Origin of the sequence: Massilia pinisoli (genome assembly GCF_024753285.1) — a bacterium.
In the GTDB taxonomy this organism is placed as follows: Bacteria; Pseudomonadota; Gammaproteobacteria; order Burkholderiales; family Burkholderiaceae_D; genus Telluria; species Telluria pinisoli.
In genome coordinates, this window is sequence record NZ_JANUGW010000007.1 from 31,273 (window position 1) to 56,483 (window position 25,211).

The 25,211-nt window shown below is 65.3% G+C and carries 17 protein-coding genes; 8 read left to right on the plus strand and 9 right to left on the minus strand.

Translation table 11 applies throughout. The annotated features are described in order from the left end of the window. The first annotated feature begins 64 nt into the window (after positions 1-64). Positions 65-811: a hypothetical protein gene (locus NX784_RS11440; RefSeq protein ID WP_258816785.1), complete on the plus strand. Its 747-nt coding sequence runs from the start codon at positions 65-67 to the stop codon at positions 809-811. A gap of 115 nt (positions 812-926) precedes the next feature. On the opposite strand, the gene NX784_RS11445 is transcribed toward NX784_RS11440, so the two are convergent. The 9 genes from NX784_RS11445 to NX784_RS11485 all read right to left on the minus strand — a co-directional run bounded on the left by NX784_RS11445 (position 927) and on the right by NX784_RS11485 (position 11,445). Next, positions 927-2,165 (minus strand): type II secretion system F family protein, encoded by a 1,239-nt coding sequence (locus tag NX784_RS11445; RefSeq protein WP_258816786.1) that lies wholly within the window; start codon positions 2,163-2,165, stop codon positions 927-929. A 9-nt stretch (positions 2,166-2,174) separates the two neighbouring features. Continuing rightward, entirely contained in the window at positions 2,175-3,908 is a 1,734-nt protein-coding gene (gene pilB / locus NX784_RS11450) for a type IV-A pilus assembly ATPase PilB (RefSeq protein WP_258816787.1), read from the minus strand. 247 nt (positions 3,909-4,155) lie between these two features. Continuing rightward, a complete protein-coding gene (locus tag NX784_RS11455) occupies positions 4,156-5,463 on the minus strand; it encodes an HlyC/CorC family transporter (RefSeq protein WP_258816788.1) in 1,308 nt (435 codons plus the stop codon). A 37-nt stretch (positions 5,464-5,500) separates the two neighbouring features. Further along, positions 5,501-6,343: a slipin family protein gene (locus tag NX784_RS11460; protein WP_258816789.1), complete on the minus strand. Its 843-nt coding sequence runs from the start codon at positions 6,341-6,343 to the stop codon at positions 5,501-5,503. Between the two features lie 12 nt (positions 6,344-6,355). Further along, positions 6,356-7,090 (minus strand): hypothetical protein, encoded by a 735-nt coding sequence (locus NX784_RS11465; protein WP_258816790.1) that lies wholly within the window; start codon positions 7,088-7,090, stop codon positions 6,356-6,358. A gap of 277 nt (positions 7,091-7,367) precedes the next feature. Continuing rightward, on the minus strand, positions 7,368-8,939 hold the full coding sequence (locus NX784_RS11470) for a methyl-accepting chemotaxis protein (protein ID WP_258816791.1): 1,572 nt from the start codon (positions 8,937-8,939) through the stop codon (positions 7,368-7,370). A gap of 66 nt (positions 8,940-9,005) precedes the next feature. Beyond that, positions 9,006-9,410 (minus strand): type 2 periplasmic-binding domain-containing protein, encoded by a 405-nt coding sequence (locus NX784_RS11475; protein ID WP_258816792.1) that lies wholly within the window; start codon positions 9,408-9,410, stop codon positions 9,006-9,008. Between the two features lie 11 nt (positions 9,411-9,421). Beyond that, positions 9,422-10,669, minus strand: coding sequence for a hypothetical protein (locus NX784_RS11480; RefSeq protein ID WP_258816793.1), 1,248 nt, complete (start codon positions 10,667-10,669; stop codon positions 9,422-9,424). A 218-nt stretch (positions 10,670-10,887) separates the two neighbouring features. Next, positions 10,888-11,445 (minus strand): ClpP family protease, encoded by a 558-nt coding sequence (locus NX784_RS11485; protein WP_258816794.1) that lies wholly within the window; start codon positions 11,443-11,445, stop codon positions 10,888-10,890. A 225-nt stretch (positions 11,446-11,670) separates the two neighbouring features. Here NX784_RS11485 and xdhA point away from each other — a divergent pair, with 225 nt between their 5' ends. The 7 genes from xdhA to NX784_RS11520 all read left to right on the plus strand — a co-directional run bounded on the left by xdhA (position 11,671) and on the right by NX784_RS11520 (position 25,208). After that, complete coding sequence (xdhA, locus tag NX784_RS11490; protein WP_258816795.1) at positions 11,671-13,152, plus strand: xanthine dehydrogenase small subunit; 1,482 nt, start codon at positions 11,671-11,673, stop codon at positions 13,150-13,152. Between the two features lie 10 nt (positions 13,153-13,162). Then, a complete protein-coding gene (gene xdhB / locus NX784_RS11495; RefSeq protein WP_258816796.1) occupies positions 13,163-15,508 on the plus strand; it encodes a xanthine dehydrogenase molybdopterin binding subunit in 2,346 nt (781 codons plus the stop codon). A 1-nt stretch (position 15,509) separates the two neighbouring features. After that, a complete protein-coding gene (gene xdhC, locus NX784_RS11500) occupies positions 15,510-16,517 on the plus strand; it encodes a xanthine dehydrogenase accessory protein XdhC (protein ID WP_258816797.1) in 1,008 nt (335 codons plus the stop codon). 1 nt (position 16,518) lies between these two features. Next, on the plus strand, positions 16,519-17,826 hold the full coding sequence (gene guaD / locus NX784_RS11505; RefSeq protein WP_258816798.1) for a guanine deaminase: 1,308 nt from the start codon (positions 16,519-16,521) through the stop codon (positions 17,824-17,826). Between the two features lie 51 nt (positions 17,827-17,877). Then, positions 17,878-19,368, plus strand: coding sequence for an adenosine deaminase family protein (locus tag NX784_RS11510; protein ID WP_258816799.1), 1,491 nt, complete (start codon positions 17,878-17,880; stop codon positions 19,366-19,368). A 585-nt stretch (positions 19,369-19,953) separates the two neighbouring features. After that, positions 19,954-23,367 (plus strand): TonB-dependent receptor, encoded by a 3,414-nt coding sequence (locus tag NX784_RS11515; protein ID WP_258816800.1) that lies wholly within the window; start codon positions 19,954-19,956, stop codon positions 23,365-23,367. Positions 23,368-23,522: 155 nt separating this feature from the next. After that, positions 23,523-25,208, plus strand: coding sequence for a bifunctional metallophosphatase/5'-nucleotidase (locus tag NX784_RS11520; RefSeq protein WP_258816801.1), 1,686 nt, complete (start codon positions 23,523-23,525; stop codon positions 25,206-25,208). The last annotated feature ends 3 nt before the right edge of the window (positions 25,209-25,211 follow it).

Below are 25,211 nucleotides of genomic sequence, written 5' to 3' on the forward strand. Positions count from 1 at the left end.
AGCCGCGCACGGATCGAGGGCGTTGCTTGCCGGCGCTCTCTGCGTCGCATGGAGTGCAGTCGCCATGTCGCCCCCTGCGGGAGCTGCGGCCCTTTCCCGGGCCGGCGCTGCCGCCGCCTCCGCGAGCGCCGCGGAGGCGCGGCTGGCGCGCGGTCACCTCGATAAGCTGAGCATCCTGGCGAAGACACATGCCGACGAGGCGCTGTGTGCCGTGATCTCATCTTCCGAACAACTGCAGCAAGCCATTGGCGAAGAGTTCCAGCAGCGACGGGACAAGATATACGAGCGCTCCCCGGACGATGTGGCTGCCCTGAAGCGCCTGGACGTGGATGTTGCCGGAGCGGCGGACCGGCTGCCGGGTGTCGGCCTGAGCGTAGGGGCGGAGACCATTTACCATTACGTCAGGTACGACGCACTGTCGCTCTATGCGCCGCATGGTTCGCCAGCCGCGCGCGCCCTCCGGCTTGTCGGCGGCATCTGGCCCGATCCGTCCGGAAGCCCCGTTTCTTTTGAGCCCAGCACCGATGTCGCCGGCTGCTGGCGTCCTTCCGCAGTCGTGACTGCTCTGCGTGCGCTTGCAGGCGTGTGGCTTTCAGTTCCAGCCTGCCTGAAGTCCCAGCTGCGGCCGAAACTGGTGGCGCTCCAGGACGATCTTACGGGAGCGACGTGCTATTGCGATGACAAGGAAAAGACAGCAGTGGCTCTTGGAGAAATCGGCACGCTGAGAAAGGTGTTTACCGGGGCCGGGACGGCGCCCCCGGCTGCAGGAGGCGAACTGCCGCGACAGGATCGCTCGTATTCGTGTCGTTGACGATGCCCGGCCGTCTCCAGCAAGGCATTCAAAAGCATCGCTACCCAGTACTGTCGACAGCGTTGTCCTCCATGCGCGCCCGGTAACGCACCGCCTTCAACGCCTCGACGTGCAATCAGACCACCGACCCCAGCTTGAAGATAGGCAGATACATCGCGACGACGAGGCCGCCGATCAGCACGCCCAGGATGACCATGATCATCGGCTCCATCAGCGACGACAGCGATTTGACGGCCTCGTCCACTTCTTCCTCGTAGAAGTCGGCCACCTTGCCCAACATGCCGTCCAGCGCGCCGGATTCCTCGCCGATCGAGACCATCTGCGTCACCATATTCGGGAAGACATTGGCATTCTGCATGGCGACCGTCAGGCTCGTGCCGGTGCTCACTTCCGTCTGGATCTTTTTCGTCGCGTCCAGGTAGACGTTGTTGCCGGACGCGCCGCCGACGGAGTCGAGCGCCTCGACGAGGGGCACGCCGGCCGCGAACATCGTCGCCAGCGTTCGGGTCCAGCGCGCGATCGTTGCTTTGCGCACCACGTCACCGAACACGGGGATGCGCAGCAGCACGCGGTCCATCGTCTGTTGCATCTTCAGCGACCGGCGCCAGGTCTGGAAGAAGAAGTACAACGACGCGAAGATCGAACCGAAGATGAGGTACCACCACTGCACGACGAAGTCGGAGATGCCCATCACGATCAAGGTCGGGGCCGGCAGGTTGGCGCCGAAGCTGGAGAACACCGACTTGAACGCGGGCACCACCCAGATCATGATGACGGCGGTGACGATGAACGCGATGGCGATGATGGCGCACGGGTACATCAGCGCGCCCTTGATCTTGCTCTTCAGCGCAAGCGTCTTTTCCTTGTAGATCGCCAAGCGCGTCAGCAGGTCTTCCAGGATACCGGCCTGCTCGCCGGCGCCCACGAGATTGCAGAACAGCGGGTCGAAGTACAGCGGGTATTTGCGGAAGGCGTTGTTCAGGCTCGTGCCCGTCTCGATGTCGGCGCGCAGGTCCATGATCAGCTTGGACATCGACGGGTTCGCATGGCCCTTGCCGACGATGTCGAACGATTGCAGCAGCGGCACGCCGGCCTTCATCATCGTGGCCAGCTGGCGCGTGAACAAGGTGAGATCCTTGTCCTGGATCTTCTTGCCGCTGCGATAAACCTTCTTCTTGACCTTCGTGACCATGATGCCCTGGCGGCGCAGGGTCACGTTCACGATGGTTTCGCCGCCCGCGCGCATTTCTCCGCGCACGGTCTTGCCGGTCTTGTCCTTGCCTTCCCAGGCGAAGATGTGTTCCTTGACCTGGGTGCTGGCGGCGCGGCGCGCCGGGACGGATGTCGTTGCCATAGTGGATCCTTATTCGTTCGTGCAGCCGAGCACTTCTTCGAGACTGGTCAGGCCTTGCTTGACCTTCAGGAGGCCGGACCGGCGCAGCGAGTTCACGCCGTCGGCCTCGGCCTGGGCGGCGATCTGCATCGCGTTGCCGTGCCCAAGGATCAGCGCTTCGATCGCCGGTGAGATGGGCATGATCTGGTAGATACCCACGCGCCCCTTGTAGCCGGAGCCGAGGCAGCGTTCGCAGCCGATGGGGCCGTACGGCTTCCAGTCGCCGTCGAGGTCGCTGTCGCGGAAGCCGGCCGCCTTCAGCGTGTCGCGCCCGATCTCGAGCGGCTGCTTGCACGTGCACAGGCGGCGCGCGAGGCGTTGCGCCGTGATCAGGATGACGGACGACGCGATGTTAAACGGCGCCACGCCCATGTTCATCAGGCGGGTCAAGGTCGACGGCGCGTCGTTCGTGTGCAAGGTGGAAAACACCATGTGGCCCGTCTGCGCCGCCTTGATGGCGATGTCGGCCGTTTCCAGGTCGCGGATCTCGCCGACCATGATGATGTCCGGGTCCTGGCGCAGGAACGCCTTCAGCGCGACGGGGAACGTGAGGCCCGCCTTGTCGTTGACGTTGACCTGGTTCACGCCCGGCAGGTTGATCTCGGCCGGATCTTCCGCCGTCGAGATGTTGATGCCCGGCTTGTTCAGCAGGTTCAGGCAGCTGTACAGCGACACCGTCTTGCCGGAACCCGTCGGGCCCGTCACGAGCACCATGCCGTACGGACGGGTGATGGCGTCGATCAGCAGCGCCTTCTGGTCGGGGTCGTAGCCGAGCGCGTCGATGCCCATCTGGGCCTGCGTCGCGTCGAGGATACGCATCACGGTCTTCTCGCCGAACAGCGTGGGCAACGTGCTGACGCGGAAGTCGATGGTCTTCGTGGGCGATAGCACGAGGCGCATGCGGCCGTCCTGCGGGACGCGCTTTTCCGAGATGTCGAGCTTGGCCAGCACCTTGATGCGCGACACGAGCTTGTCGCGGATCGACAGCGGCGGGGCCAGATGGTCGCGCAGCACGCCGTCCACGCGCAGGCGGATGCGGTACTGCTTTTCGTACGGTTCGAAGTGGATGTCGGACGCGCCCAGGTTGATCGCGTCCATCAAGACCTTGTTCAGGAAGCGCACGATGGGCGCGTCCTCGACTTCGGCGGCGGCCGCGGCCGCTTCCTGGCCCTGCGGCGGCGGTTCCTCGTCGGCGAATTCGATGTCGCCTTCCTCTCCGACGAGCTCGCTCAAGTCCTGGTCGGCGCTCTTGGCGAGGTTGGCCAGCAGCGCGAGCAGCGCGTCGTGCGCGACGATCACCGGTTCGACCGTCGATTCGCTCTGGAACTTGATCTGGTCGAGTGCCTGCGTGTTCGTCGGATCGGACAGCGCCACCGACATCTTGTTGCCGCGCCGCGCCAGCGCCACGACGCGCTGGGCCTGCATCAGCTTCGGGTCGATCGCGTTGACGGGCAGGCAGTCGGGGCTGAACGACGCGAGGTCGAGCAGCGGATAGCCGAACGTCTCGGCGCAGAAGGCGGCCAGTGAGCGGGGATCGATGGTGCCGCTGCCGAGCAAGGTATCGATGAACCCGACCTTGTCGGCGGACGCCTTCTTTTGCAGCACGTCCGCCTGTGGGGGCGTGAGCCGTCCGGCCTGCAGCAGGGCACGCGCCAACCCGGGCAACGCGGTGCCAGGGGTGGTGTTGGGGAGGACTGCTGCCATATGGTTAAGGTCGGAAGGGCGACAAGAAGCCGGACAGGGCGGACGGTCCCGGCGGATGTTCTCGATGATGCCCGTAGGCATTAAATCGGTCAAGAGTTTGTCGTGGGGAAAGAGGTATACATACCACGTGGACGAAGTGGCATGTAACCGAAGAGCAATGCCGGGTCGACAACATCGTTATTCCTCGTGCAAGAACAAGGGCTTACCGCCGGATCGTGACCGGCGGCGCTGGGCCGGCGACGCCCGATCAGGCGGCCAGCCAGCGTTTGACCGCGACCGGCCGCAACAGTTTCACGACCTTGATGGCCTGGTTCTGCACTTGCACGACTTCGATCACACAGTTGCCGATCTTGAAGGCGATGGGGAATTCCGGAATCTCCTGCAACCGTTCCAGCAGCAGGCCGTTGACGGTCTTCGGGCCGTCGAGGGGGAGGTCGAGGCCGAGCTTCTTGTTGATGTCGCGCAGCGGCGTCGTACCCTCGAGCAGCACCTCGCCCTGCGCATCCCACGCCATCGCCTCGCTGCGCGCCGCGCCCGGGGTCGACGTCGTGAAGTCGCCGATCATTTCCTCGATGATGTCCTCGAGCGTGACGAGGCCCTGCACCTCGCCGTACTCGTCGACGATGATGCCCAGGCGCTCCTTGTTTTCCTGGAAATACTGGAGCTGCGTGAAGACGCCCGTGTCTTGCGGAATGAAATAGGGCTCCGTCAACAGTTCGCGGAAATGCTCCGTCGTGAGGTCGTCTTCCTCGTTCAGCAGCGCGACGGCCTTGCGCACGTGCAGGATGCCGACGATCCGATTGATCTCGCCTTCGTACACGGGCAGCTTGTTGTGGTAGCAGGTGGTCAGCTCGGCCTTCAATTCCTCGACGGGCAGCGCGAGGTTCAGCGCCTCGATCTGGCTGCGGGGCGTCATGATGTCCTCGACGGAGATCTTTTCCAGGTCGAACAGGTTCAAGAGAATGCTCTTGTGCTTTTGCGGGATGTAGCTGCCGGCCTCCAGCACGACGGAGCGCAATTCTTCGGGCGACAGGCGCTGCTGGGCGTCCGCGTGACCGACGCCCACGCCGCGGATGCGCAGCAGGCGCAGCAGGCCGTTGACGAACAGGTTGACGAACCAGATCGCGGGTTTCGCCACTTTCATCAGCGGCCGCAGCACGAAGCTGGAACCGAGCGAGATGCGCTCCGGGTACGTGGCGCCGATGATCTTCGGCGAGATTTCCGCGAACACGATCAGCAGGAAGGCGACGACGGCCGTCGCGATCGTGATCACGCTTTCCTCGTGGCCGAAGAACAGGATGGCGATCGCGGTGACGAGCGCCGTCGCCATCGCGTTGATCAGCGTGTTGGCGATGAGCACGAGGGACAGCAGCTTGTCCGTGCGGTCCAGCAGCCACAAGGTGGTGATGGCGCCGCGATTGCCCCGTTGCGCGAGATGGCGCAGGCGATATTTATTGGCCGCCATCAGGGCGGTTTCCGCCATCGCGAAGAAGGCCGAACAAAGGATCAGAAGCGCGAGTGCGAGGATGAGCACCCAGAGTGGTACGGTTTCCAAGGATCACCGTCAAGAATCGTCAGAGGCCGATTCTAAGTCAAGGGGAGGGGGCTTGCAAGTTTGGCCAGACTGGTGCTGCGGACGGGTTCAGGCTGTCGATCATCGAACTCGGGATCAGGATCGTGGCGCCGCGCTCCTTCGTCGTTTCGTAGATGATGTTCATCGCCCGCAGTTGCAGGGCCTCCGGATGGCCCGCGTACATGCCTGCCGCTTCGACGAACTTCCCCGCGATGGCGGCTTCGGCGGAGCCGAGGATGACCCGTGCCTGCTTTTCCCGTTCGGCTTGCGCCTGCCGTGACATGGCGTCCTGCAAAACGACGGGGATGGCGACGTCGCGGATTTCCACCGACCCGACGGTGATACCCCACGGCGCCGTCTTGCGGCCGATGGATTCCTTCAGTTGCGCGTCGGCCTCCTTGCGCTCGGACAGCAGCGCCGCCAGCATCGACATGCCGATCATTTCGCGCAGCGACGTCTGGGCCACCCGGTCGATCGCCTCGCGGTAGTTCGTGATCGCCAGCGCGGCTTTCTCGGCGTCGTGCACGTGCCAGAAGATGATGGCGTCGACGTTGACGGGGACGGTGTCCTTCGTCAACGCCTGCTCGGCATTGAAGGCCGTCGTCTGGATCCGCCCGTCGATGACGGCCACGACGTTGTCGATGACGGGCACGATGGCGAACAGCCCGGCACCCTTGACGCTGTGGAGTTTCCCCAGCCTCAAGATGACGAATTTTTGCCACGTGTTGGCCATCTTCAGCGAGAACGCGAGCAGCACGGCCAGCACGATGAACGGCAATCCGAGCACCGGCGAGACCCAGTAGACGAGGGCCGCGCCGACGCCGAGGCTGACGCAGACCAGGAATGATGTGACCGGGTTCATGGCCGGCCGTCGTCAATGCCTTGCCCGCTCCCAGCCATGGCGCACGGCCATTTTGACCTTGTCCCACGCCGCCGCCGTACTGCCGGCATGCCGGCGTTCCCAGTCGCTCTTCAGGACGGGCTCGACGTCTTCCCAGGCCTGTCCCGGGCCCGCCTCGGTGGCATGCATGGCGTCGTCCTGGCGCAGGTCCGTCGGCGCGTCCGGGATGAAGGCGAGGGCGTCCTCGTCGTCCGGGGCGCTCCATTGTGCGATCGAGCCCAGCGTTTCCCGGTACGTGTTGCCGGCCGGTGGCGCCGAGGCGTCCTGCGTGCCGAAATAGCGGCTGTCTTCGTGGGGATGGTGTTGCAGCGCGCCGGGCGCGGTGCCTGGCGGATAGCGCCGCCGCATCGGGGCGCCTTCCGGTGCCGCACGCGGGGCTGGCGCGTCACGAGTGTCTTCCAGCCCGGCCGGATGGAAACGCGCGATGATGATGGCGGCGCGTTCGGCGGCCGGATCCGTGTCGGTGGTGAGCGTGACGGCGTGACGGTGCGTCTCGGCATCCTTGTGGTGCAGGGCGCCGAGCAGCCGTGCGGCCGTGTGCCGGATCGACGTGGCAACGCCCGTATGGCCCTCGTCGGCGGCCGGTCCTGTCGGCGCGATATCCGAGAGCGCCAGGTCGGCGCTCGGGTAGCCCGAAGCGAGCAATTCGTCCAGCGCGTGCTGGGCATCGCTGCGGTGATCGAAGACTGCTTTCAAAGTGTGTCGCATGATGAACCCCCCGAGGTCTCGTGGCGAAAGGGGGATCAGCGAGCTGGCCGCTTCAGGCTGCGACCTCGCACGGTACCCTGTACCACGCGCGCCGTGCCGGCGAGTGGCCGTCACCGACGGCCGGGTTCCGTGCGTTGCCGTTGAATCAGCGCGACCAGACGATGGGTCACTGCGTGCAGTACGGCGCTTGATGATTCAAGCATACTCCGAATAGGGCCAGGGCGCTTGGTTTCCGTTGCCCTCGAACGGGCGGCACCCGTGCCGGGGTGCCGCTGCGTCAGCCGCGCGCCAGCGCCAGCCGCGCGTGGCCGGCGGACGGGCCCAGCGTGGGGCTCGAGGCCAGCTTGAACTGCGCCAGCGCGCCGGACAACTGCTCGGTCTGCTCCGCCAGCGATTCCGCCGCGGCCGACGCTTCCTCGACGAGCGCCGAGTTCTGCTGCGTCATCTGGTCCATGTCGTCGATGGCGCGGCCGATCTGCTCGATGCCTTCGGCCTGGCGCTGGCCGGCCACGCTGATCTCGGCCATGATGTCGTGCACCTTGCGCACCGACGCGACGATCTGCTCCATCGTGGCGCCCGCTTCGTCGACGAGTGCGCTGCCGGCATCGACCTTCGCGACGGAATCGCCGATCAGCTGCTTGATCTCCTTGGCGGCAGCGGCCGAGCGCTGGGCCAGGCTGCGCACTTCGCCCGCGACGACGGCGAAACCGCGGCCCTGTTCGCCCGCGCGCGCCGCTTCGACGGCCGCATTCAGTGCCAGGATGTTCGTCTGGAAGGCGATGCCGTCGATGACGGAAATGATTTCCACGATCTGCTTCGCGGACGCGTTGATGGCGCCCATCGTGGTCACCACATTGCCCACCACTTCGCCGCCGCGCGTAGCGATGTCGGTGGCGGATACGACGAGGGCGTTCGCCTGATTCGTGTTGGCGGCGTTCGTCTTGACGGTGTCCGTCAGCGATTCGACGGCGCGCGTCGTGTGCTCCAGGCTGCCTGCCTGCGATTCCGTGCGGCCGGCCAGGTCGGCGTTGCCGCTGGCGATCTCGGCGCTGGCCGTCGCGATGGTCTCGGCCGACGTCTTGATGCCGGCCACCATTGTCGCGAGGCGCGTGCGCATTTCCTGCAGCGCGACGAGCAGGCTGTGCTCGTCGCCCTTCTCGAGGCGGATTTCCATCGACAGGTCACCGGCCGCGACGGCGCGCGTGATCTCGCGGGCATACTCAGGCTCGCCGCCCAGCTGGTGCCAGATGGTGCGGATGACGAACCATGACACGCCGATGAGGGTCGCGATCACGATCAGTGCCGTGAGGATGGTGACGGACAACACGCGATTCACGCTGGAGGCGCTGCGTGCGATGCCGTCCTTGAAATTCTGCTGGGCCTGATCATTGAACTTCGCGACGTCGGCATTCAGCACCGTCAGCGCGCTCTGCATGCGCTGCACGGTGGCCTGCGGATCGCCCTGCTCGAGTTCGAGCATGATCTTGGCCGACGACAGGGCCGGCGCATAGTAATCTTCGAATTCTTTCGTGAGGCGCTTGCCCGTGGCATCCATGCCCGGGATCTTGGCGACTTCGGCCAGCTTGGCGCGGACCTTGTTCGCCTGGTCGCCGATCTGGGCGACACGGCTCTTGTCGCCTTCGGACACGGCATCGCGCAGGCCGTCGGTGATCCCCTGCAGGTCGGCCGTCAATGCCTTCGCCGTGCCGAGCGCCGGATAGTCGACGGCTTCGGTCGTGTGGATCGAGTTCAGGGCGCCGTTCGCGATGCTGGCGGACACCGCCACGCCGAGGCCGAAGATGATGGTGGAGATGACGGGGAGTGCCCAGATCTTGCGCTTGATGCTCATGATGCCGTTTCCTCTAAATTCAAAATCCCTCCACCCGGCGGATCGGGGGAGGGAGGTTGGGGGCGCTTACGGTGTGTAAATGACTTTCACCGATGCGTCGACCGCGCTCTTTTCGATGTAGCCGATGGCTTTCGGGTCGCTCGCCACCATCTTCTTGACGGCGGCGCTGTCCGCGGCTTCCTTCGGCATCGTGGCCTTGCCGGTGAACACCAGCTTGGACCACAGGGCCTTGACCTGCGACGCTTCCTTGTCCGTCACCTTCTTGTAGAACTCGGCGCGGATCGGGGCGCTTTCCGGCTGGTCGACGGGGCTCATCGCCGTCGATTTGCCGAGGAAGAACTGGGAGACCTGGTCCTTCGTCATCGACGACTCGGCGGCTTTCGGGTTCACCACGACCACCACTTCCGCCATGGCGGGCAGGGCGAGGAGCAGTGCTGCGGCGGCGATGCCGCTCTTGATCAGATGTTTCATCGACATCCCTTTCAGAACACGAAGTCGAGCGCGACGGCGCCGACATTGACGGGGCCATGGAAGCCAGGCTGCGAGTTGATCAGCAGGCCACCCTTCTGGCTCGGACGCACGTGGTCGAACTGCACCTTGAGCGCCAGGGAACGGTAGAAGTCCCAACGGACGCCGATCGAATCGGTCTGCTGCTCGCCCTGGCTCACGCCGGTGTAGCGCAGGCCGGCGACGAAGCCGGACAGTGCCGCGATCGTCGGTGTGCAGGCGGCCGGGTAGCCGGCCGGGCAGGCTGCCGGCATGCCGTTGTGCACGGAGTCGTCGATGGTCAGCTTGGCGTGGCTGTAGTACGGCAGGATCTTGCCGAAGCGGTAGCCGCCCATCACGTACCACGACGTCGTGTCGTTGACGTAGCTGTCGGTCTTGCGCTTCGCGTACTCGCTCTGCACGAGGACGTTGTTCCAGTCGAGCGTGGCGCCGAGCGACGTGAACGACGCTTTCTTGTCATGCACGTCGATGTCCGTTGCCAGCTGGTTGGCCTGCGGGATGTGGTAGCCGGCGCCGAACGTGTTCAGCGAGGTCAGCAAGGTCGTCAGCGACGGCGAGCCGGTCAGGTTCAGGTGACCGTCGACGCGGCCGAAGCGCACCGTCAGCGGGCCGTGCTCGGCCACGAGGTTCACGGCGGTCAGGCGGCGGCCTGCCAGTTTCGGGCCGCCGGCGATGTCGACGTCGCTCTTACCGACAGCAAATTGCGCGGTGTACGTGGTGTCGCCATAGCTGTGCTGCCAGGTGATGTCGGCGCCGTCGACCGTGTTGAACAGCATCTGCGCATACATTTCGGCCGGCGGACGCAGCATCGTGTTGGCATAGCCCACGTTGCGGTAGTCGGAAATCATGAACGCCGGAACGCCCATGCGGCCCACGCGGACGGAAACGTCATCCGAGACCTTGGCCTTGGCGAACGCCCAGGCCAGCTCGGCGCCGAAGTCGTCCTGTGCGTCCTTGCGCACGAGGCCCTGGCCCGTGACGGACAGCCAGCTGTTGACGGCATAGTCGGCCTGGATGCCGAAGTTGGAATCGACACCGGTGGTGACGTCCTTCTTGGCGCCGCTGGCCTGGTTCGGACGGGCGAACTCGGCCTTATCCGTGTTGGTCCAGGTGAGGGCACCGGTACCGAAGCCGCTGATGCGCACGGCGGAAGCGTCCTGCGCGAAAGCGCAAGGCACGGCAAAAGACATAGCGAGCGCACTCGCGATGATGCGTTTTTTCATGGGATTTACCTGCTGAAGACTGCGGGTGGACGATTTTTGTTATAGAGACACTGCCGTGGCGATGGTTTAGGCCGCGTAACGAATCTGTAATAAATTGTAGAGCGCCACGAATTTTTGCCGCAAGGAAAATGCGCGAATAATCACTCTACTTGGTTACGTTAGGGCTAACTGTGTTGTTGCAAACAGACACTATCTACTGTCAGTTTTGAATGACGGTTTTAATTCCACCAGTGCGACGTCGTACCCGCTTCCGGCAGCCGGGCCTGGCGCGCAGCGTGGACGATGCCGGCCTCGACCGCCTGCTCGGCCGTGTAGATGCGGGAGCATGCCGTGAGGTAGGAACGGATGTCGTGGGCGCCGGGTGCGCCGCGGGTGGCGTCTTCGTAGATGGCGGCATAACGCTCGGCGTCGAAGTCGAGGCAGTCGCGCCATTCCGAGATGCGGGCGTGGTCCGCCGCGACGAGGTTGCCGAAGCCCCAGTGCAGCGGATGGATGAGGAAGCGCGTGCCGGGACAGGCGTAGCGCTTGCTGCCGGCCAGGAAGATGGCGACGCCGACGGATTCCACGCTGCCCACGTTCCACGTCGTCAGCGGCAGGGGCAGCGATTTGAGGAAGTAGTACAGGGCGAAGCCGGCCGTCATGTTGCCGCCTTCCGTCGACATGTGCAGTTCGAGTTCCGTCGCGCCGCTTTGCAGGGCCTGCAGGCACAGGTTGCGCACGGTGCACGCGGAATTCGCGTTGATCGGTCCGATGAAATGAACGATGTGCAATGCCATGAGGCCTCCCGGTGACGGCCCAAGGATAGCAAGTTTCGCAACACGGCCGCGTCCCCGACGGATTGCATGCGGCCTCCAACAGGGGCATGCTGGAGCGTGCGGGCGCCGTGTGCGCTTCGATATTGAAAATATCTGATATTCAAAATCGGTATCCCGATATAGTTGGCCTGACCCCCGGTGCTACTCTTGCATCCTGTCAGCACACTTTCACCGTCCGAGGCAATGATGTCCACACCGATCCGATTTTTCTACCGCGGCGCCGTCCATGAAGTGAACGACGTCGCGCCGACGCAGACCGTCCTGCAGCACCTGCGCGAGGACCTGCATTGCACCGGCACCAAGGAAGGCTGCGCCGAAGGCGATTGCGGTGCCTGCACCGTCGTCATCGGATCGCTGGAGAACGGCGAGCTGCAGATGCGCTCCGTCAATTCCTGCATCCAGTTCACGCCCACGCTGGACGGCAAGGCGCTGTTCACCGTCGAAGACCTGGCGCAGCAGGACGGCAACCTGCATCCCGTGCAGCAAGCGCTCGTCGAATGCCACGGCTCGCAATGCGGCTTCTGCACGCCGGGCTTCGCGATGTCGCTGTGGGGCATGTACCTGAAGCAGGAAGGCCGCGAGCCGAGCCGCTGCGAAATCGACGACGCCCTGTCCGGCAACCTGTGCCGCTGCACCGGCTACCGCCCCATCATCGACGCCGCCAAGCGCATGGTCACGTTGCCGCGCGTCGAATTCGACCGTGCCGCCGTCGCCGAACAATTGCGCGCGCTGCAGCGCGACGCGGGCGCCACCTATGCATACGACGGCCAGACGTTCCACGCCCCGCGCACCCTGGACGAACTCGTCGCCGTGCGCGCCGCGCATCCGAAGGCGACGATCCTCGCCGGCTCCACCGACGTGGGCCTGTGGGTCACGAAGCAGATGCGCGAACTCACCGACATCATCTACCTGGGCCACGTGGCCGAGCTGAAGACCGTGCGCGAGCAGGACGGTTTTATCGAGATCGGCGCCGGCATCTCCCTGGAAGAGGCGTACGGCGCCATCTGCAAGCACTACGAAGCGCAGCTGGGCGAGTTGTGGCAGCGTTTCGCGTCGCTCCCGATCCGCAACGCGGGCACCTTGGGCGGCAACGTCGCGAACGGTTCACCGATCGGCGATTCGATGCCGTGGCTGATCGCGCTCGGCAGCGAACTGGTGCTGCGCGGGCCGGACGGCGAGCGCACGATGCCGCTCGAACGCTTCTATCTCGGCTACCAGGTCAAGGACTGGCGCGACGGCGAGTTCGTGCAAGCCGTGCGCGTGCCGCTGCCGCGCAAGAACGTGGCGTTCCGCACGTATAAGCTCGCGAAGCGCTTCGACCAGGACATCTCGGCCGTCTGCGCCGCTTTCGCCTTTACCCTGGAAGACGGCATCGTCGTCGACGCCCGCATCGCGTTCGGCGGCATGGCCGCGACGCCGAAGCGCGCCGCGCAGGCGGAAGCCCTGCTGAACGGCCGCGCGTGGGACGAAGCGGCCGTGACGGCAGCCATGGCCGCGCTGGCGCAGGATTACGCACCGTTGTCCGACATGCGCGCGTCGAGCGCCTATCGCATGAAGACGGCGCAGAACCTGCTGCGCCGCTACTGGCTCGAAACGCGCAAGGACAACCCCCTGCCGACCAGCGCAGTCAATCCGTTCGCAAACAAAACACCGACCGCCCTGGCTTGAGGAGACAGACATGAACGACGCAGGATCCCCCGCACTGACCAAGGCCGAGTGGAAGCAGGTCGGCCTCGGCAAGGCCCATGAATCGGCCCGGCTGCACGTGCTGGGCCAGGCCGATTACACCGACGACATCGCCGAGGTGCGCGGCACGTTGCACGCCGCGCTGGGCCTGTCCAGCAAGGCGCACGCCCGCATCCTCGACATCGATTTTGCGGACGTGCTTTCCAGCCGTGGCGTGCGCGCCGTGCTGACGGCGAAGGACATCCCCGGCACCAACGACTGCGGCCCCATCATCCACGACGACCCGATCCTCGCGGACGGCCTCGTGCAATACATCGGCCAGCCGATCTTCGTCGTCGTCGCCGACAGCCACGACCTGGCCCGCCGCGCCGCGAAGAAGGCGAAGGTCACTTATGAAGAACTGCCCGCGATCCTCACGCCGCAGGCCGCGCGCGCCGCCGGTTCGTACGTGCTGCCGCCGATGCGCCTGACGCGCGGCGATGCCGAGACGGCCTTCGAGCGTGCGCCGCTGCGCGTGCAGGGCGAGTTGTACGTGGGCGGCCAGGAGCAGTTTTATCTCGAAGGCCAGATCTCGTACGCGATCCCGCAGGAAAACGACGGCATGCTCGTGCTGTGCTCCACGCAGCACCCGAGCGAGATGCAGCACGTCGTCGCGCACGCACTGGGCCTCCATTCGCACAACATCGTCGTCGAGTGCCGTCGCATGGGCGGTGGCTTTGGCGGCAAGGAATCGCAGTCGGCGCTGTGGGCCGCCGCTGCATCCATCGCCGCGAAACGCCTGGGCCGCGCCGTAAAACTGCGCGCGGACCGCGACGACGATATGATGGTCACCGGCAAGCGCCACTGCTTCCACTACCTGTACGAAGTGGGCTATGACGATTCGGGCCGCATCCTCGCGGCGAAGGTCGACATGGTGAGCCGCGCGGGCTACTCCGCTGATCTCTCCGGCCCCGTGGCCACGCGCGCCATCTGCCACTTCGATAACACGTATTACCTGTCCGACTGCGACATCCGCGCGGCGGCCGGCAAGACGAACACGCAGTCGAACACGGCGTTCCGCGGCTTCGGCGGTCCGCAGGGTGCCATCGCGATCGAGTACATCATCGACGAGATCGCGAGGAATCTCGGCAAGGACTCGCTCGACATCCGCAAGCTGAATTTCTACGACAAGATCGACCGCAACATCACGCCGTACGGCCAGCCCGTCGTCGACAACGTGATCCACGAACTGGTGGGCGAGCTGGAGACGACGAGCGAATACCGCGCGCGCCGTGCAGCCATCAATGCGTACAACGCGACGAGCCCCGTGCTGAAGAAAGGCCTCGCGCTGACACCGGTGAAATTCGGCATCGCGTTCAACGTGACGCACCTGAACCAGGCCGGCGCCCTCGTACACGTGTACGTGGACGGCTCCATCCTCGTCAATCACGGCGGCACGGAGATGGGGCAGGGCGTCAATACGAAGGTGATGCAGGTCGTCGCGCACGAGCTGGGCGTCGATCTCACGCGCGTGCGCATCGCCGCCACGAACACGAGTAAGGTCGCGAACACGTCGGCGACCGCCGCATCGACGGGCGCGGACTTGAACGGCAAGGCCGCGCAGGATGCGGCGCGCCAGATCCGCGAACGCCTCGCCGCCTTCGCCGCCGAGCAGTACGGCGGTGACGTCGCCGACGTGCGCTTCGTCGCGGACACCGTGTTCGCGAACGGCCACGAAGTCCCGTTCGGCGAACTGGTGGCGAAAGCCTATCTGTCGCGCGTCCAGCTCTGGTCGGACGGCTTTTATGCGACGCCGAACCTGCACTGGGACCCGAAGACGATGACGGGCAATCCGTTCTTCTACTTCGCGTACGGCGCCGCGGTGGCGGAAGTCGTCATCGACACGCTGACCGGGGAATGGAAGCTGCTGCGCGCGGACGCCTTGTACGATGCCGGCAACTCGCTGAACCCCGCCATCGACATCGGCCAGGTCGAAGGCGCGTTCATCCAGGGCATGGGCTGGCTGACGACGGAAGAACTGTGGTGGAACGCGCAGGGCAAGTTGATGACGCATGCGCCGTCGACGTACAAGATCCCGGGCGTGTCCGACTGCCCGGATGCGTTCACGGTGAAGCTCTTCAACAACCGCAACGTGGCCGATTCGATCCACCGGTCGAAGGCCGTCGGCGAACCGCCGCTGCTGCTGCCGTTCTCCGTATTCCTCGCGCTCCGCGACGCCATCTCGGCCGTGGGCGACCACAAGGTCAACCCGCCGCTGTGCGCGCCCGCGACGAGCGAGGCGATCCTCGACGCCGTGTCCTTCGTCGAACAGGCCGTGCAGGAACACAAGGCAGCGTGACATGGACACCTGGCAGATCCCCACCGACCAGCCGGCCGTGCTGATCACGGTCGCGAAGGTCGACGGCTCCGTCCCGCGCGAACCGGGCGCCCGCATGCTCGTCGATGCCCTGGGTCAGTGGGGCACCGTCGGCGGCGGCCACCTGGAGCTGCGCGGCGTCGAGACGGCACGTGCGATGCTCGCGAGCGGAGAAGCGCGCCGCCTGGAGCGCTTCCCGCTCGGCCCCAGTCTCGGCCAATGCTGCGGCGGCGTCGTGCACCTCGCGTTCGAGCTGGCCGACCGAGAGCATTGCGCCGAGCTGGCCGCGCGCCGCCATGAAGACGTGTGGCGTGCCGTCGCGCTGGACGGCGCACCGGACCTCGCGCTCGTCGACGCGCTGGGCCACACGATCCTGCGCCGCGGCGGCCGCTGGCCCGACTTCGCGCGCAGCGGCGGCACCCGCGTGCTGCTGGATGCGACCGGCCGGCGCTGGCTCGTCGACCACGTCCCGGCGCCGCGCGCGCACGTGATGCTGTTCGGCGCCGGCCACGTGGGCGCTGCCATCGTGCGCCTGCTGGCCGACCTGCCGTGCAAGGTGACATGGGTCGACGAACGGGACGAGATGTTCCCGTCCGCCGTGCCGGCCAACGTCGTCGTCGAAGCGACGGACATGCCGGAAGTCCTGGCGCGCCGGGCTGCACCCGGCACGAGCTTCCTCGTCATGACGCACAACCACGCGCTGGATCAGCGCCTGACCGAGGCGATCCTCCGCCGGCCCGCCGGCCACGACTGGTTCGGCCTGATCGGATCCGACACGAAACGCAAGCAATTCGAGCACCGCCTGCGCGACCGCGGCATCTCCCGCGCCCGCCTGGACGACATGGTGTGCCCGATCGGCATCCCCGGCATCGAGGGCAAGGAGCCCGCCGTGATCGCCGTCGCCGTCGTCGCGCAACTGCTGATGGTCTGGGAGGCGGCCGCGCAGGCCGCGCCGCAGGCCGCAACCGAAGTCCCACTGGAACAAGACTGAGATGTCCAACGATACCCGCACCGTGCAGGCCTACCGAGCGAGCCTGCTGCACTTCCACGCCGATCCTCTGCTTTCCGAGAACGCTCACGCCTGGCACGAAGACGGCCTGCTCGTCGTCGAGAACGGCCGCGTGCTCGCCGCCGGCGACTACGACAAGCTGATTTCGACGCTGCCGCCCGACACGCCCATCGTCGACTACCGCGGCCAGATCATCACGCCCGGCTTCATCGACACGCACCTGCACTTCCCGCAGACGGACATGATCGGTTCGCCCGCGCCGGATCTGCTGCCCTGGCTGGAGAACTACACGTTCCCGACCGAGCGCCAGTTCAAGGACCCTGTCCACGCGCGCACCGTCGCGGAGTTTTTCCTCGACGAGCTGCTGCGCAACGGCACGACGACGGCGCTCGTGTACTGCACGGTGCACAAGGAATCCGTCGACGCGTTCTTCGAGGCGAGCGCCGCGCGCAACCTGCGCATGGCCGGCGGCAAGGTGCTGATGGACCGGAACTGCCCGGACTTCCTGCGCGACACGGCCGACCTGCGCGACAGCGAAGAACTGATCCGCCGCTGGCACAACAACGGCCGCGCGCTGTATGCGATCACGCCGCGCTTCGCGCCCACGTCCACGGCGGCGCAGCTCGGCGCCGCGGGCGAGCTGGCGCGCGCGTTCCCGACCACGTACATCCAGACGCACGTGTCGGAAAGTCGCGACGAATGCGCATGGGTGAAGAGCCTGTACCCGGACAACCGCAGCTACCTGCAGGTCTACGAGCACTATGGCCTGATGCGTCCGCGCGCCATGTTCGGCCACTGCATCTGGCTCGACGACGTCGACTTCGCGCTGATGGCCGATACGGGCGCCGCGATCTCGCACTGCCCCACGTCGAACCTGTTCCTCGGCAGCGGCCTGTTCGACGTGGCGAAGGCCGACAGCGCGCGTGCGCACGTGTCGCTGGGGACGGACGTCGGCGCGGGCACGTCGTTCTCGATGTTGCAAACAATGAATGAAGCGTATAAAGTTGCGCGACTAAAAGGCAGCTATCTCCCGGCCCTGCGCATGTTTTATCTGGCCACGCTGGGCGCCGCACGCAGCATGCAGCTCGAAGGGACGATCGGCAATTTTGCCGCCGGCACCGAGGCAGACTTCGTCGTCCTCGACCCGAAGGCGACGCCCTTGCTGGCGCGCCGTACGGCGAACGGCGACTCGCTCGAGGAAACCCTGTTCGCGCTGGCGCTGCTGGGCGACGACCGCGCGATCCGCGCCACCTACGCGGCCGGCAAGCAGGTGCACGAGCGGGCGCGCTGAGCCCCGGCGCCCCGGCTGCCTGAACGAATCCCTTTCACAGCCGAGACGATGATGACGAAAACCCTGAGCAGCAGCCTGCTGATCACCCTGGCGGCCCTCGCGGCCGCCGCTTCCGCGCGCACCCCGGCGTCCGGCCCGAACGAGGCGGCCACCGCGCGCCACTATGCCGCCCTGATCGATGGCACCAGGCCGAAGACGGCGGAACTGGTGCTGTTCTTTTCGCAGATGCCCAAGGGCGGCGACCTGCACCACCATTATTCCGGCGCGATCTATGCGGAGACCTATGTCGACTGGCTCGACAAGCAGGGCGCCTGCGTCAACAAGGTCACGTACCGCATCGAGACGGAGAAGAGCGTCGTCGACAGCGAGCGCGCCAAGCAGGCGAAGGACCGAACGTGCCTGTCGTCGGCCGACGTGTACGCCGACGATGCCGTGTGGCGCGAGCTGCTGCAACGCTGGTCCAGCAAGGACTTCAACAACCACGGCGCGATCCAGCCGCCGCCGGACCGCCAGTTCTTCCAGACCTTCGGCTACTTCGGCCCCGTCTCCGACCACAGCTTCCACGACGGCCTGCTCGAGTTGAAGAACCGCGCGCTGGCCGAGAACGTGAGCTATATCGAGACGATGTTCAAGAGCCCGGAGACGGTGTCCGATCCGGAGTTCGACAAGCGCGCATGGGACAGCGCCCGCGACGACGCGAAGTTCGCGCAATTGCTGGAGGCCGCCCGCCAGAAGCTCGACGCGACGTCCTCGTTCAAGGCGTCTGTCGACGCGTTCGTGAAAACCGTCGACGACGCGTCGCAGGGCATCGACGACGAGAACTTCACGATGCGCTACCAGACCTATGTCGTGCGCCTGTTCTCGCCGTCGCGCGTGTTCTCGTCGATGCTCGCGGCGTTCGAGGCGGCGGCGCGGGGCGGCAAGATCGTCGGCGTGAACATCGTGGGCCAGGAAAGCCAGATGGTCTCGATGCGCGACTACACGCTGCACATGCAGATGTTCCGCTTCCTGAAGAAGGCGTACCCGAAGGTCAACGTCGCGATGCACGCGGGCGAGCTGGCACTGGGCGACGTGCCGCCGGAAGACCTCAAGTACCACATCGACCAGGCGCTGAACGTGGCGGGCGCGCAGCGCATCGGCCACGGCATCGACCTCGCGCACGAGACGAACGCCATCGGCATCATGAAGACGATGAAGGCGAAGGACATCCCCGTCGAGATCAACCTGACGTCCAACGCGTTCATCGAAGGCGTGCAGGGCGAGAACCACCCGATCACCTTGTACCGCAAATACGGCGTGCCGTACGTGATCTCGACGGACGACGCCGGCGTCACGCGCCACAACCTGGCGAACGAGTACGTGCTGTTCGCCAGCCGCTACAAGCCGACCTATGCGGAAATCAAGAAGGCGTCGTACAACGGCATCCGCTACAGCTTCCTGCCGGAAGCGGACAAGGCGCGCCTGATGCACCAGCTGGACGCCCGCTATGCGCGCTTCGAGGCGAACATCGCGGCCCTCGACCGCACCACCGTGAAGCACTGAACACAGCCGCGTCATCCCTCCAGCCGGCGGCGGCCCCGCCGCCGGCGTTCCCCCTCCTGCCGATCGGCGCCCGCCCGGCACGCCGAAATGAGCCATGCATATGTGGAAGCTGTGGCCAACTCGCTACAGAATCCGCGAATTCGCGTTCCCTTTGCCTAAAAAACAAGCGAAAGAATTTCATTACGGAATGCCGCATTTATAATCCGCCCGTGTCCGTTTTGTAGGGAACAGGCAGTCAGCACGCGACTAAATGCATGGTTTTTAAGCGACTTATACGCGCAAGCTATAAATTCCAAAAAGAAAACGTATTTGTCTGTAAAAGAACCTTCATGCATATTGGCCTTTTAATAAGCCAACGTCGGATAAAAAGAGCGGATTTTGGGTGTAATAGCCTGGAAATAATTAACCGCTAGACTCGCCTGCGCTGCTTTTTGCCGGTGCATTCTTATCAACGACCGCACCACGAAACAGCAGATCGACCGAATAAAAACAGGCCGCCACAAGCGCGCCCGTTGAGTGTTTGCAGTACTAAGAGAGGGGAACGTCCGTTCCCGACCATAACATCAAGTCTATTTGGGGTTTCCAATGATCTATCAAAAACGGATTCAGCTGACCAAGCTGGCGCTGGCTCTGTCGATCGCGCTCGCCGGAGCGCCGGCGCTCGCGCAGAACACCACGTCGGCAGTCGGCGGTCGTATCACGAGCGCTGACGGCCGTCCGGCCGCAGGGGCATCGGTGCAAATCGTCCACACCGAATCCGGTTCGGTCAGCAACGTCGTCACCGACGCGGAAGGCCGCTATGTCGCGCGCGGCCTGCGTACGGGCGGTCCGTACACGATCATTATCACCAAGGACGGCGTCACGGAAAAACGTGAAGGCATCTACCTGCAGTTGGCGGAAACCGCCACCGTCGACGCGACCGTCGGCGCACCGATGCAGACCGTGACCATCGCCGGCAGCCGCGCACGTTCCGAAATCTTCAACCGCACCAATATGGGTGCCGGCACCGCGATCAGCAACACCCAGCTGCAGATCCAGGCGTCGGTCAACCGCAACCTGCAGGACTACGCCCGTGCGGACCCGCGCGTGTCGCAGACCGACAAGGAACGCGGCGAACTGTCCGTCGCGGGCCAGAACTCGCGCTACAACTCCATCACCATCGACGGCGTGAACGTGAACGACACGTTCGGCCTGGAAGCCAACGGCAGCCCGACGACGCGCCAGCCGATCTCGATCGAGGCGATCCAGTCGACGCAGGTGAACGTCGCCAACTACGACGTCACGCAGAAGGGCTACACGGGCGGTAACATCAACGCCGTCACGAAGTCCGGCACGAACCAGTGGAAGGGCGGCGTGTACTACGTGTACCGCGACGACCGCCTGGCCGGCCAGCGCTACAACTCGGCGAACAACACGTATTCGGATCCGGTGCCGTTCAAGGAAACGACGAAGGGCGTGTGGGCCAGCGGCCCGCTGGTCGAGGACAAGCTGTTCCTGTACGCGCTGTCGGAAGAGACGAATTCCTCGCGCAGTGCGCCGGACTTTGGCCCGGTCGGTTCGAGCAATGGCACGACCGTCGCCATCACCCCGGCCGAGATCGCCGCGGTGCAGGACATCATGAAGACCCGCTACGGCGTCAACGCCGGCAACTTGGCGCAAGGCGGCGGCAACTTCGTGTCGCGCGAGCAGATGCTGAAGGTCGACTGGAACATCAGCGACAACCACCGCGCCAACGTCCGCTACCAGCGCACCACGCAGGCCGAGCCGCAGTACTCCACGTTCAGCGCCACCGGCCTGAGCCTGGATTCCGCCTACTGGTCGCAGGGCAAGCAGATCGAAACGACCGTGGCCCAGCTGTTCTCGGACTGGACCCCGACCTTCGCGACCGAAATCAAGGCCTCGACACGTAACTACGATTCCGTCCCGACCAATAACTCGACCCTGCCGAGCATCGGCGTGCAGTTCACGGGCGCGGTGCCGGCCGGCACCCCGAGCGGCGTGACGACCGGTTCGCGCACTCTGTTCCTGGGCACGGACAACTCGCGCCAGTTCAACGTGCTGCGCACCCGCACCCAGGACTACTACACGGGCGCCAACTGGACGCTGGGCGATCACGAGATCAAGTTCGGTGCCGACTACCAGAAGAACAAGATCTACAACGCGTTCCTGCAGAACGTATACGGCAACTATACCTTCGGTTGCGACAACAACCTGACCTACTCGTTCGGCAGCATCAACTGCACGACCGCGTCGCAGGCCCAGGTCGAAGCCGCCGTGCTGGAAAACCTGCGCACGGGCCGCTACACGTCGTACACGCTGCAGGTCGCCGCACCGGGCCTCACGCTGAACGACGCCGTCGCCCAGTTCAACATGACGAACACGGGCCTGTTCCTGCAGGACACCTGGAAGTTCAACCGCCAGCTGACCCTGAACTATGGCTTCCGCGTGGATGAGGTGGGCGTAGGCGGCCAGCCGATCGCCAATCCGAAGGTGGCCCAGGCCGCCGTGCTGAACCCGAACGCCCGCCAGACCGGCGGCTTCGGCTACAACAACCAGCAGACCATCGACGGCACCAAGCTGTTCCAGCCGCGCTTCGGTTTCAACTACAACTTCGACACCCCGCGCCGCATGCAGGTCCGCGGCGGCTTCGGCCTGTTCCAGGGCGCCGCGATGTCCGTCTGGCTCGCGAACCCGTACCAGAATACGGGCATGACGACGCAGCAGATCACCTGCTCGGCAACCGCCACGACGAAGTGCCCGGCGGTTGCCGGCACGGCGACCGGTGCGTTCAGCACGGACGTCAACAACCAGCCGAAGCTGGGCGGTTCGACGCCGCCTGTCGCCAGCGTCGACCTGCTGGATCCGAACGTGAAGCAGCCGTCCGTGTGGAAAGCCAACCTGGCCTTCGAGACGGAACTGCCGTGGTACGGCCTCGTCGCCAGCGCCGAGGTGCTGTACGCGCACACGAAGGACGCGATCTTCTTCCAGAACCTGAACCTGGGCCAGCCGACCAAGATCGGCCAGGACGGCCGCCAGCTGTTCTGGAACGCGAACGGCCTGTCGCAGAACTGCTGGAGCGTGGGTAACAACACCGTCAGCACGACGAAGGGCTGCACCAACACGAACAAGTCGCTGTCCAACTCCGCGTTCGGCAACGTGATCAAGGTCACCAACACGGACAAGGGCGAGAACCGCGTCTCGACGCTGGCGCTGTCGTATCCGATGACGAAGGGCCTGGGCTGGTCGATCGCCGCGAGCCACACGTACGCGACGGAAGTGTCGAACCTGACGTCGTCGACGTCCGGTTCGAACTACGGCGCCCGTTCGGCACTGAACCCGAACGACAACGTCGCGGCCAACTCGGCCTACCTGGTCAAGAACCGCATCAACGCCCTCGTGAACTTCGAGAAGGCCTTCTTCGGCACGTACAAGACCCGCTTCGGCGTGTTCTACGAAGGCCGTACCGGCAAGCCGTACAGCTGGACCTTCAAGAACGACGCGAACGGCGACGGCACCAGCAGCAACGACCTGATGTACATCCCGAAAGCGTTCGGTTCGGGCGAGGTCGTGTTCGCGGGCGATACGGCGACCAACCACGCCGCCGAACAGCGCTTCTGGGACATCGTCAACGCCAACAAGTCGCTGCGTCAGGCGGCCGGCGGCGTCGTGGCCCGCTACGGCGACTTCTCGCCGTGGACGAACAGCTTCGACCTGCGCCTCGGCCAGGAAATCCCGGGCATGTTCAAGCGTAACAAGGCATCGATCTCGTTCGACATCCTGAACTTCGGCAACCTGCTGAACAAGAAGTGGGGCCACATCAACGAAGCGCCGTTCTTCTCGGCAGGTGGCCAGACCCGCGGCTTCGTCGACTATGCCGGCCTGGATGCGAACGGCCACTACGTGTACGCCGTGCGCTCGACCGTCGATCCGCTGCAGATCCGCCAGGTCAAAGGCGAATCTCAGTGGTCGGCACAGGTCACCGTCAAGTACGAGTTCTGATCGTTTCGATCTGAACGCCGTCGCATGACGTGACGAAACGGCCGGTGGCGACACCGGCCGTTTTTTTCGTTGTAATTTCGCCGTCCGTAAAGACCCGGGGCAGAAGCGCCGATGCCATAATCGACGACTGCTGTCAGCACCCTAAAAGGCTATCCATGATCGTAATCCGTCCGTCCCTGCTGGCCCTGGGCACGGCACTGCTGCTGTCCGGCTGCGCCGGCACGCCGGCCCGGCCGCCAGGTCCGCTGGAGATCAACCTCGTCGCCCTGAACGACTTCCACGGCAACCTCGAACCCAGCAAGTACACGTACACGCCGCCCGGCGCCACCGCACCGCGCACGATCCAGGCCGGCGGCATCGACGTGCTGAAAGGCGCGCTCGACGCTTTCCGCAACGAGGACCCCGATCTGCTGTTCGTCGCCGCCGGCGACCTCGTGGGCGCGAGCCCTGCCGTGTCGTCGATGTTCGCCGACGAACCGAGCATCGAGGCGCTGAACCGCATGGGCCTCGTCGCCAGCTCGCTCGGCAACCATGAATTCGACCAGGGCCCGCAAGAACTGCTGCGCCAGCAGCACGGCGGCTGCGATTCGCCGCGTCCCGCGAAGGCCTGCCGCTACTCGCCCGACTTCAAGGGCGCCGGCTTCACGTACCTGGCCGCCAACGTCGTCGATGCGCGCACGGGCAAGAATCTCGTGCCCGGCTCGCGCGTCGTCGACGTCAAGGGCGTCAAGGTCGGCCTGATCGGCGCCGTCCTGCACGACCTGGCGTCCGTGACGGTGCCCGCGGCGATCCAGGGCCTGGACGTGCGCGACGAAGCGGCCTCGATCAACGCCCAGCTGCCGGCGCTGCGCGCGCAGGGCGCCCAGGTGTTCGTCGTGCTGATCCACGAAGGCGGCTTCGCCGACCAGCCGTACGACAAGGCCGATTGCAATACGCTGCACGGTCCCATCGTCGCCATCGCGAAGCAACTCGACCCCGCGATCCGCCTCGTCATCAGCGGCCATTCGCACACGGGCTATCTGTGCAAGGTGGACGGCAAGGTGGTCACGCAGGCCGACGCCTACGGCCACCTGCTGTCGCGCATCAAGCTCACGCTGAATCCCGTCACGAAGGACGTCGAGGACATCCAGGTGCGCAACGTCGTGATGGCACCGGACGCATTCAAGCCGGACGTCGGCCTGTCCGCCTATCTCGCCGACGTGCGCGCGAAGAGTCGCGCGGAGCTGGGCAAGCCGGTGGCGCGCATCGCGGGCGCTTTGTCCCGCCACGAGGCGCCGTCGGGCGAGTCGCCGCTGGGCGACGCGATCGCCGACGCGGCCGTCGCCGCCACGCGCGAGCAGGGCGTGCAGATCGGCTTCATGAACGCGGGCGGCATCCGCAAGGATCTGGAGTCGGGCGAGGGCGGCGTCGTCACGTTCGGCCAGGCCCAGGCCGTGCTCCCGTTCGGGAACACCCTTGTCGTGATGGACCTCACGGGCGCGCAGCTGCGCACCCTGCTCGAGCAACAGTGGGACCGGCCCGCGTCATCCGGCGCATCGATCCTCGCCGTGTCGGGCAGCCTTGCGTACGACTGGGACGGCACGCAGCCGCCGGGCCGGCGCGTCGTGCCGGGCAGCGTGAAGGTCGACGGCGTGCCGCTCGCGGACGACAAGGTCTACCGCGTCGTCGCCAACAACTTCCTGGCGGGCGGCGGCGACAACTTCCCCGCGTTCGCCAAGGGCACGCGCCGTGCGGACACGGGCGTGCGCGACCTCGACGCATTGGTCGCCTGGCTGCAGAAGCATCCGGAGACGGGCGCCGCGGGCATGGTGGCACAGCAGCGTATCCGCAAAATCCGATAACGA

What these genes read in the sequence shown, in the direction of transcription:
- guaD (WP_258816798.1), top strand. Translation starts at nt 16,519, where the DNA reads ATGTCCAACGATACCCGCACCGTGCAGGCCTACCGAGCGAGCCTGCTG.
- NX784_RS11445 (WP_258816786.1), bottom strand. Translation starts at nt 2,165, where the DNA reads ATGGCAACGACATCCGTCCCGGCGCGCCGCGCCGCCAGCACCCAGGTC.
- NX784_RS11485 (WP_258816794.1), bottom strand. Translation starts at nt 11,445, where the DNA reads ATGGCATTGCACATCGTTCATTTCATCGGACCGATCAACGCGAATTCC.
- NX784_RS11515 (WP_258816800.1), top strand. Translation starts at nt 19,954, where the DNA reads ATGATCTATCAAAAACGGATTCAGCTGACCAAGCTGGCGCTGGCTCTG.
- NX784_RS11475 (WP_258816792.1), bottom strand. Translation starts at nt 9,410, where the DNA reads ATGAAACATCTGATCAAGAGCGGCATCGCCGCCGCAGCACTGCTCCTC.
- NX784_RS11510 (WP_258816799.1), top strand. Translation starts at nt 17,878, where the DNA reads ATGACGAAAACCCTGAGCAGCAGCCTGCTGATCACCCTGGCGGCCCTC.
- NX784_RS11520 (WP_258816801.1), top strand. Translation starts at nt 23,523, where the DNA reads ATGATCGTAATCCGTCCGTCCCTGCTGGCCCTGGGCACGGCACTGCTG.
- xdhC (WP_258816797.1), top strand. Translation starts at nt 15,510, where the DNA reads ATGGACACCTGGCAGATCCCCACCGACCAGCCGGCCGTGCTGATCACG.
- NX784_RS11460 (WP_258816789.1), bottom strand. Translation starts at nt 6,343, where the DNA reads ATGAACCCGGTCACATCATTCCTGGTCTGCGTCAGCCTCGGCGTCGGC.
- NX784_RS11440 (WP_258816785.1), top strand. Translation starts at nt 65, where the DNA reads ATGTCGCCCCCTGCGGGAGCTGCGGCCCTTTCCCGGGCCGGCGCTGCC.
- xdhB (WP_258816796.1), top strand. Translation starts at nt 13,163, where the DNA reads ATGAACGACGCAGGATCCCCCGCACTGACCAAGGCCGAGTGGAAGCAG.
- NX784_RS11465 (WP_258816790.1), bottom strand. Translation starts at nt 7,090, where the DNA reads ATGCGACACACTTTGAAAGCAGTCTTCGATCACCGCAGCGATGCCCAG.
- NX784_RS11470 (WP_258816791.1), bottom strand. Translation starts at nt 8,939, where the DNA reads ATGAGCATCAAGCGCAAGATCTGGGCACTCCCCGTCATCTCCACCATC.
- pilB (WP_258816787.1), bottom strand. Translation starts at nt 3,908, where the DNA reads ATGGCAGCAGTCCTCCCCAACACCACCCCTGGCACCGCGTTGCCCGGG.
- xdhA (WP_258816795.1), top strand. Translation starts at nt 11,671, where the DNA reads ATGTCCACACCGATCCGATTTTTCTACCGCGGCGCCGTCCATGAAGTG.
- NX784_RS11480 (WP_258816793.1), bottom strand. Translation starts at nt 10,669, where the DNA reads ATGAAAAAACGCATCATCGCGAGTGCGCTCGCTATGTCTTTTGCCGTG.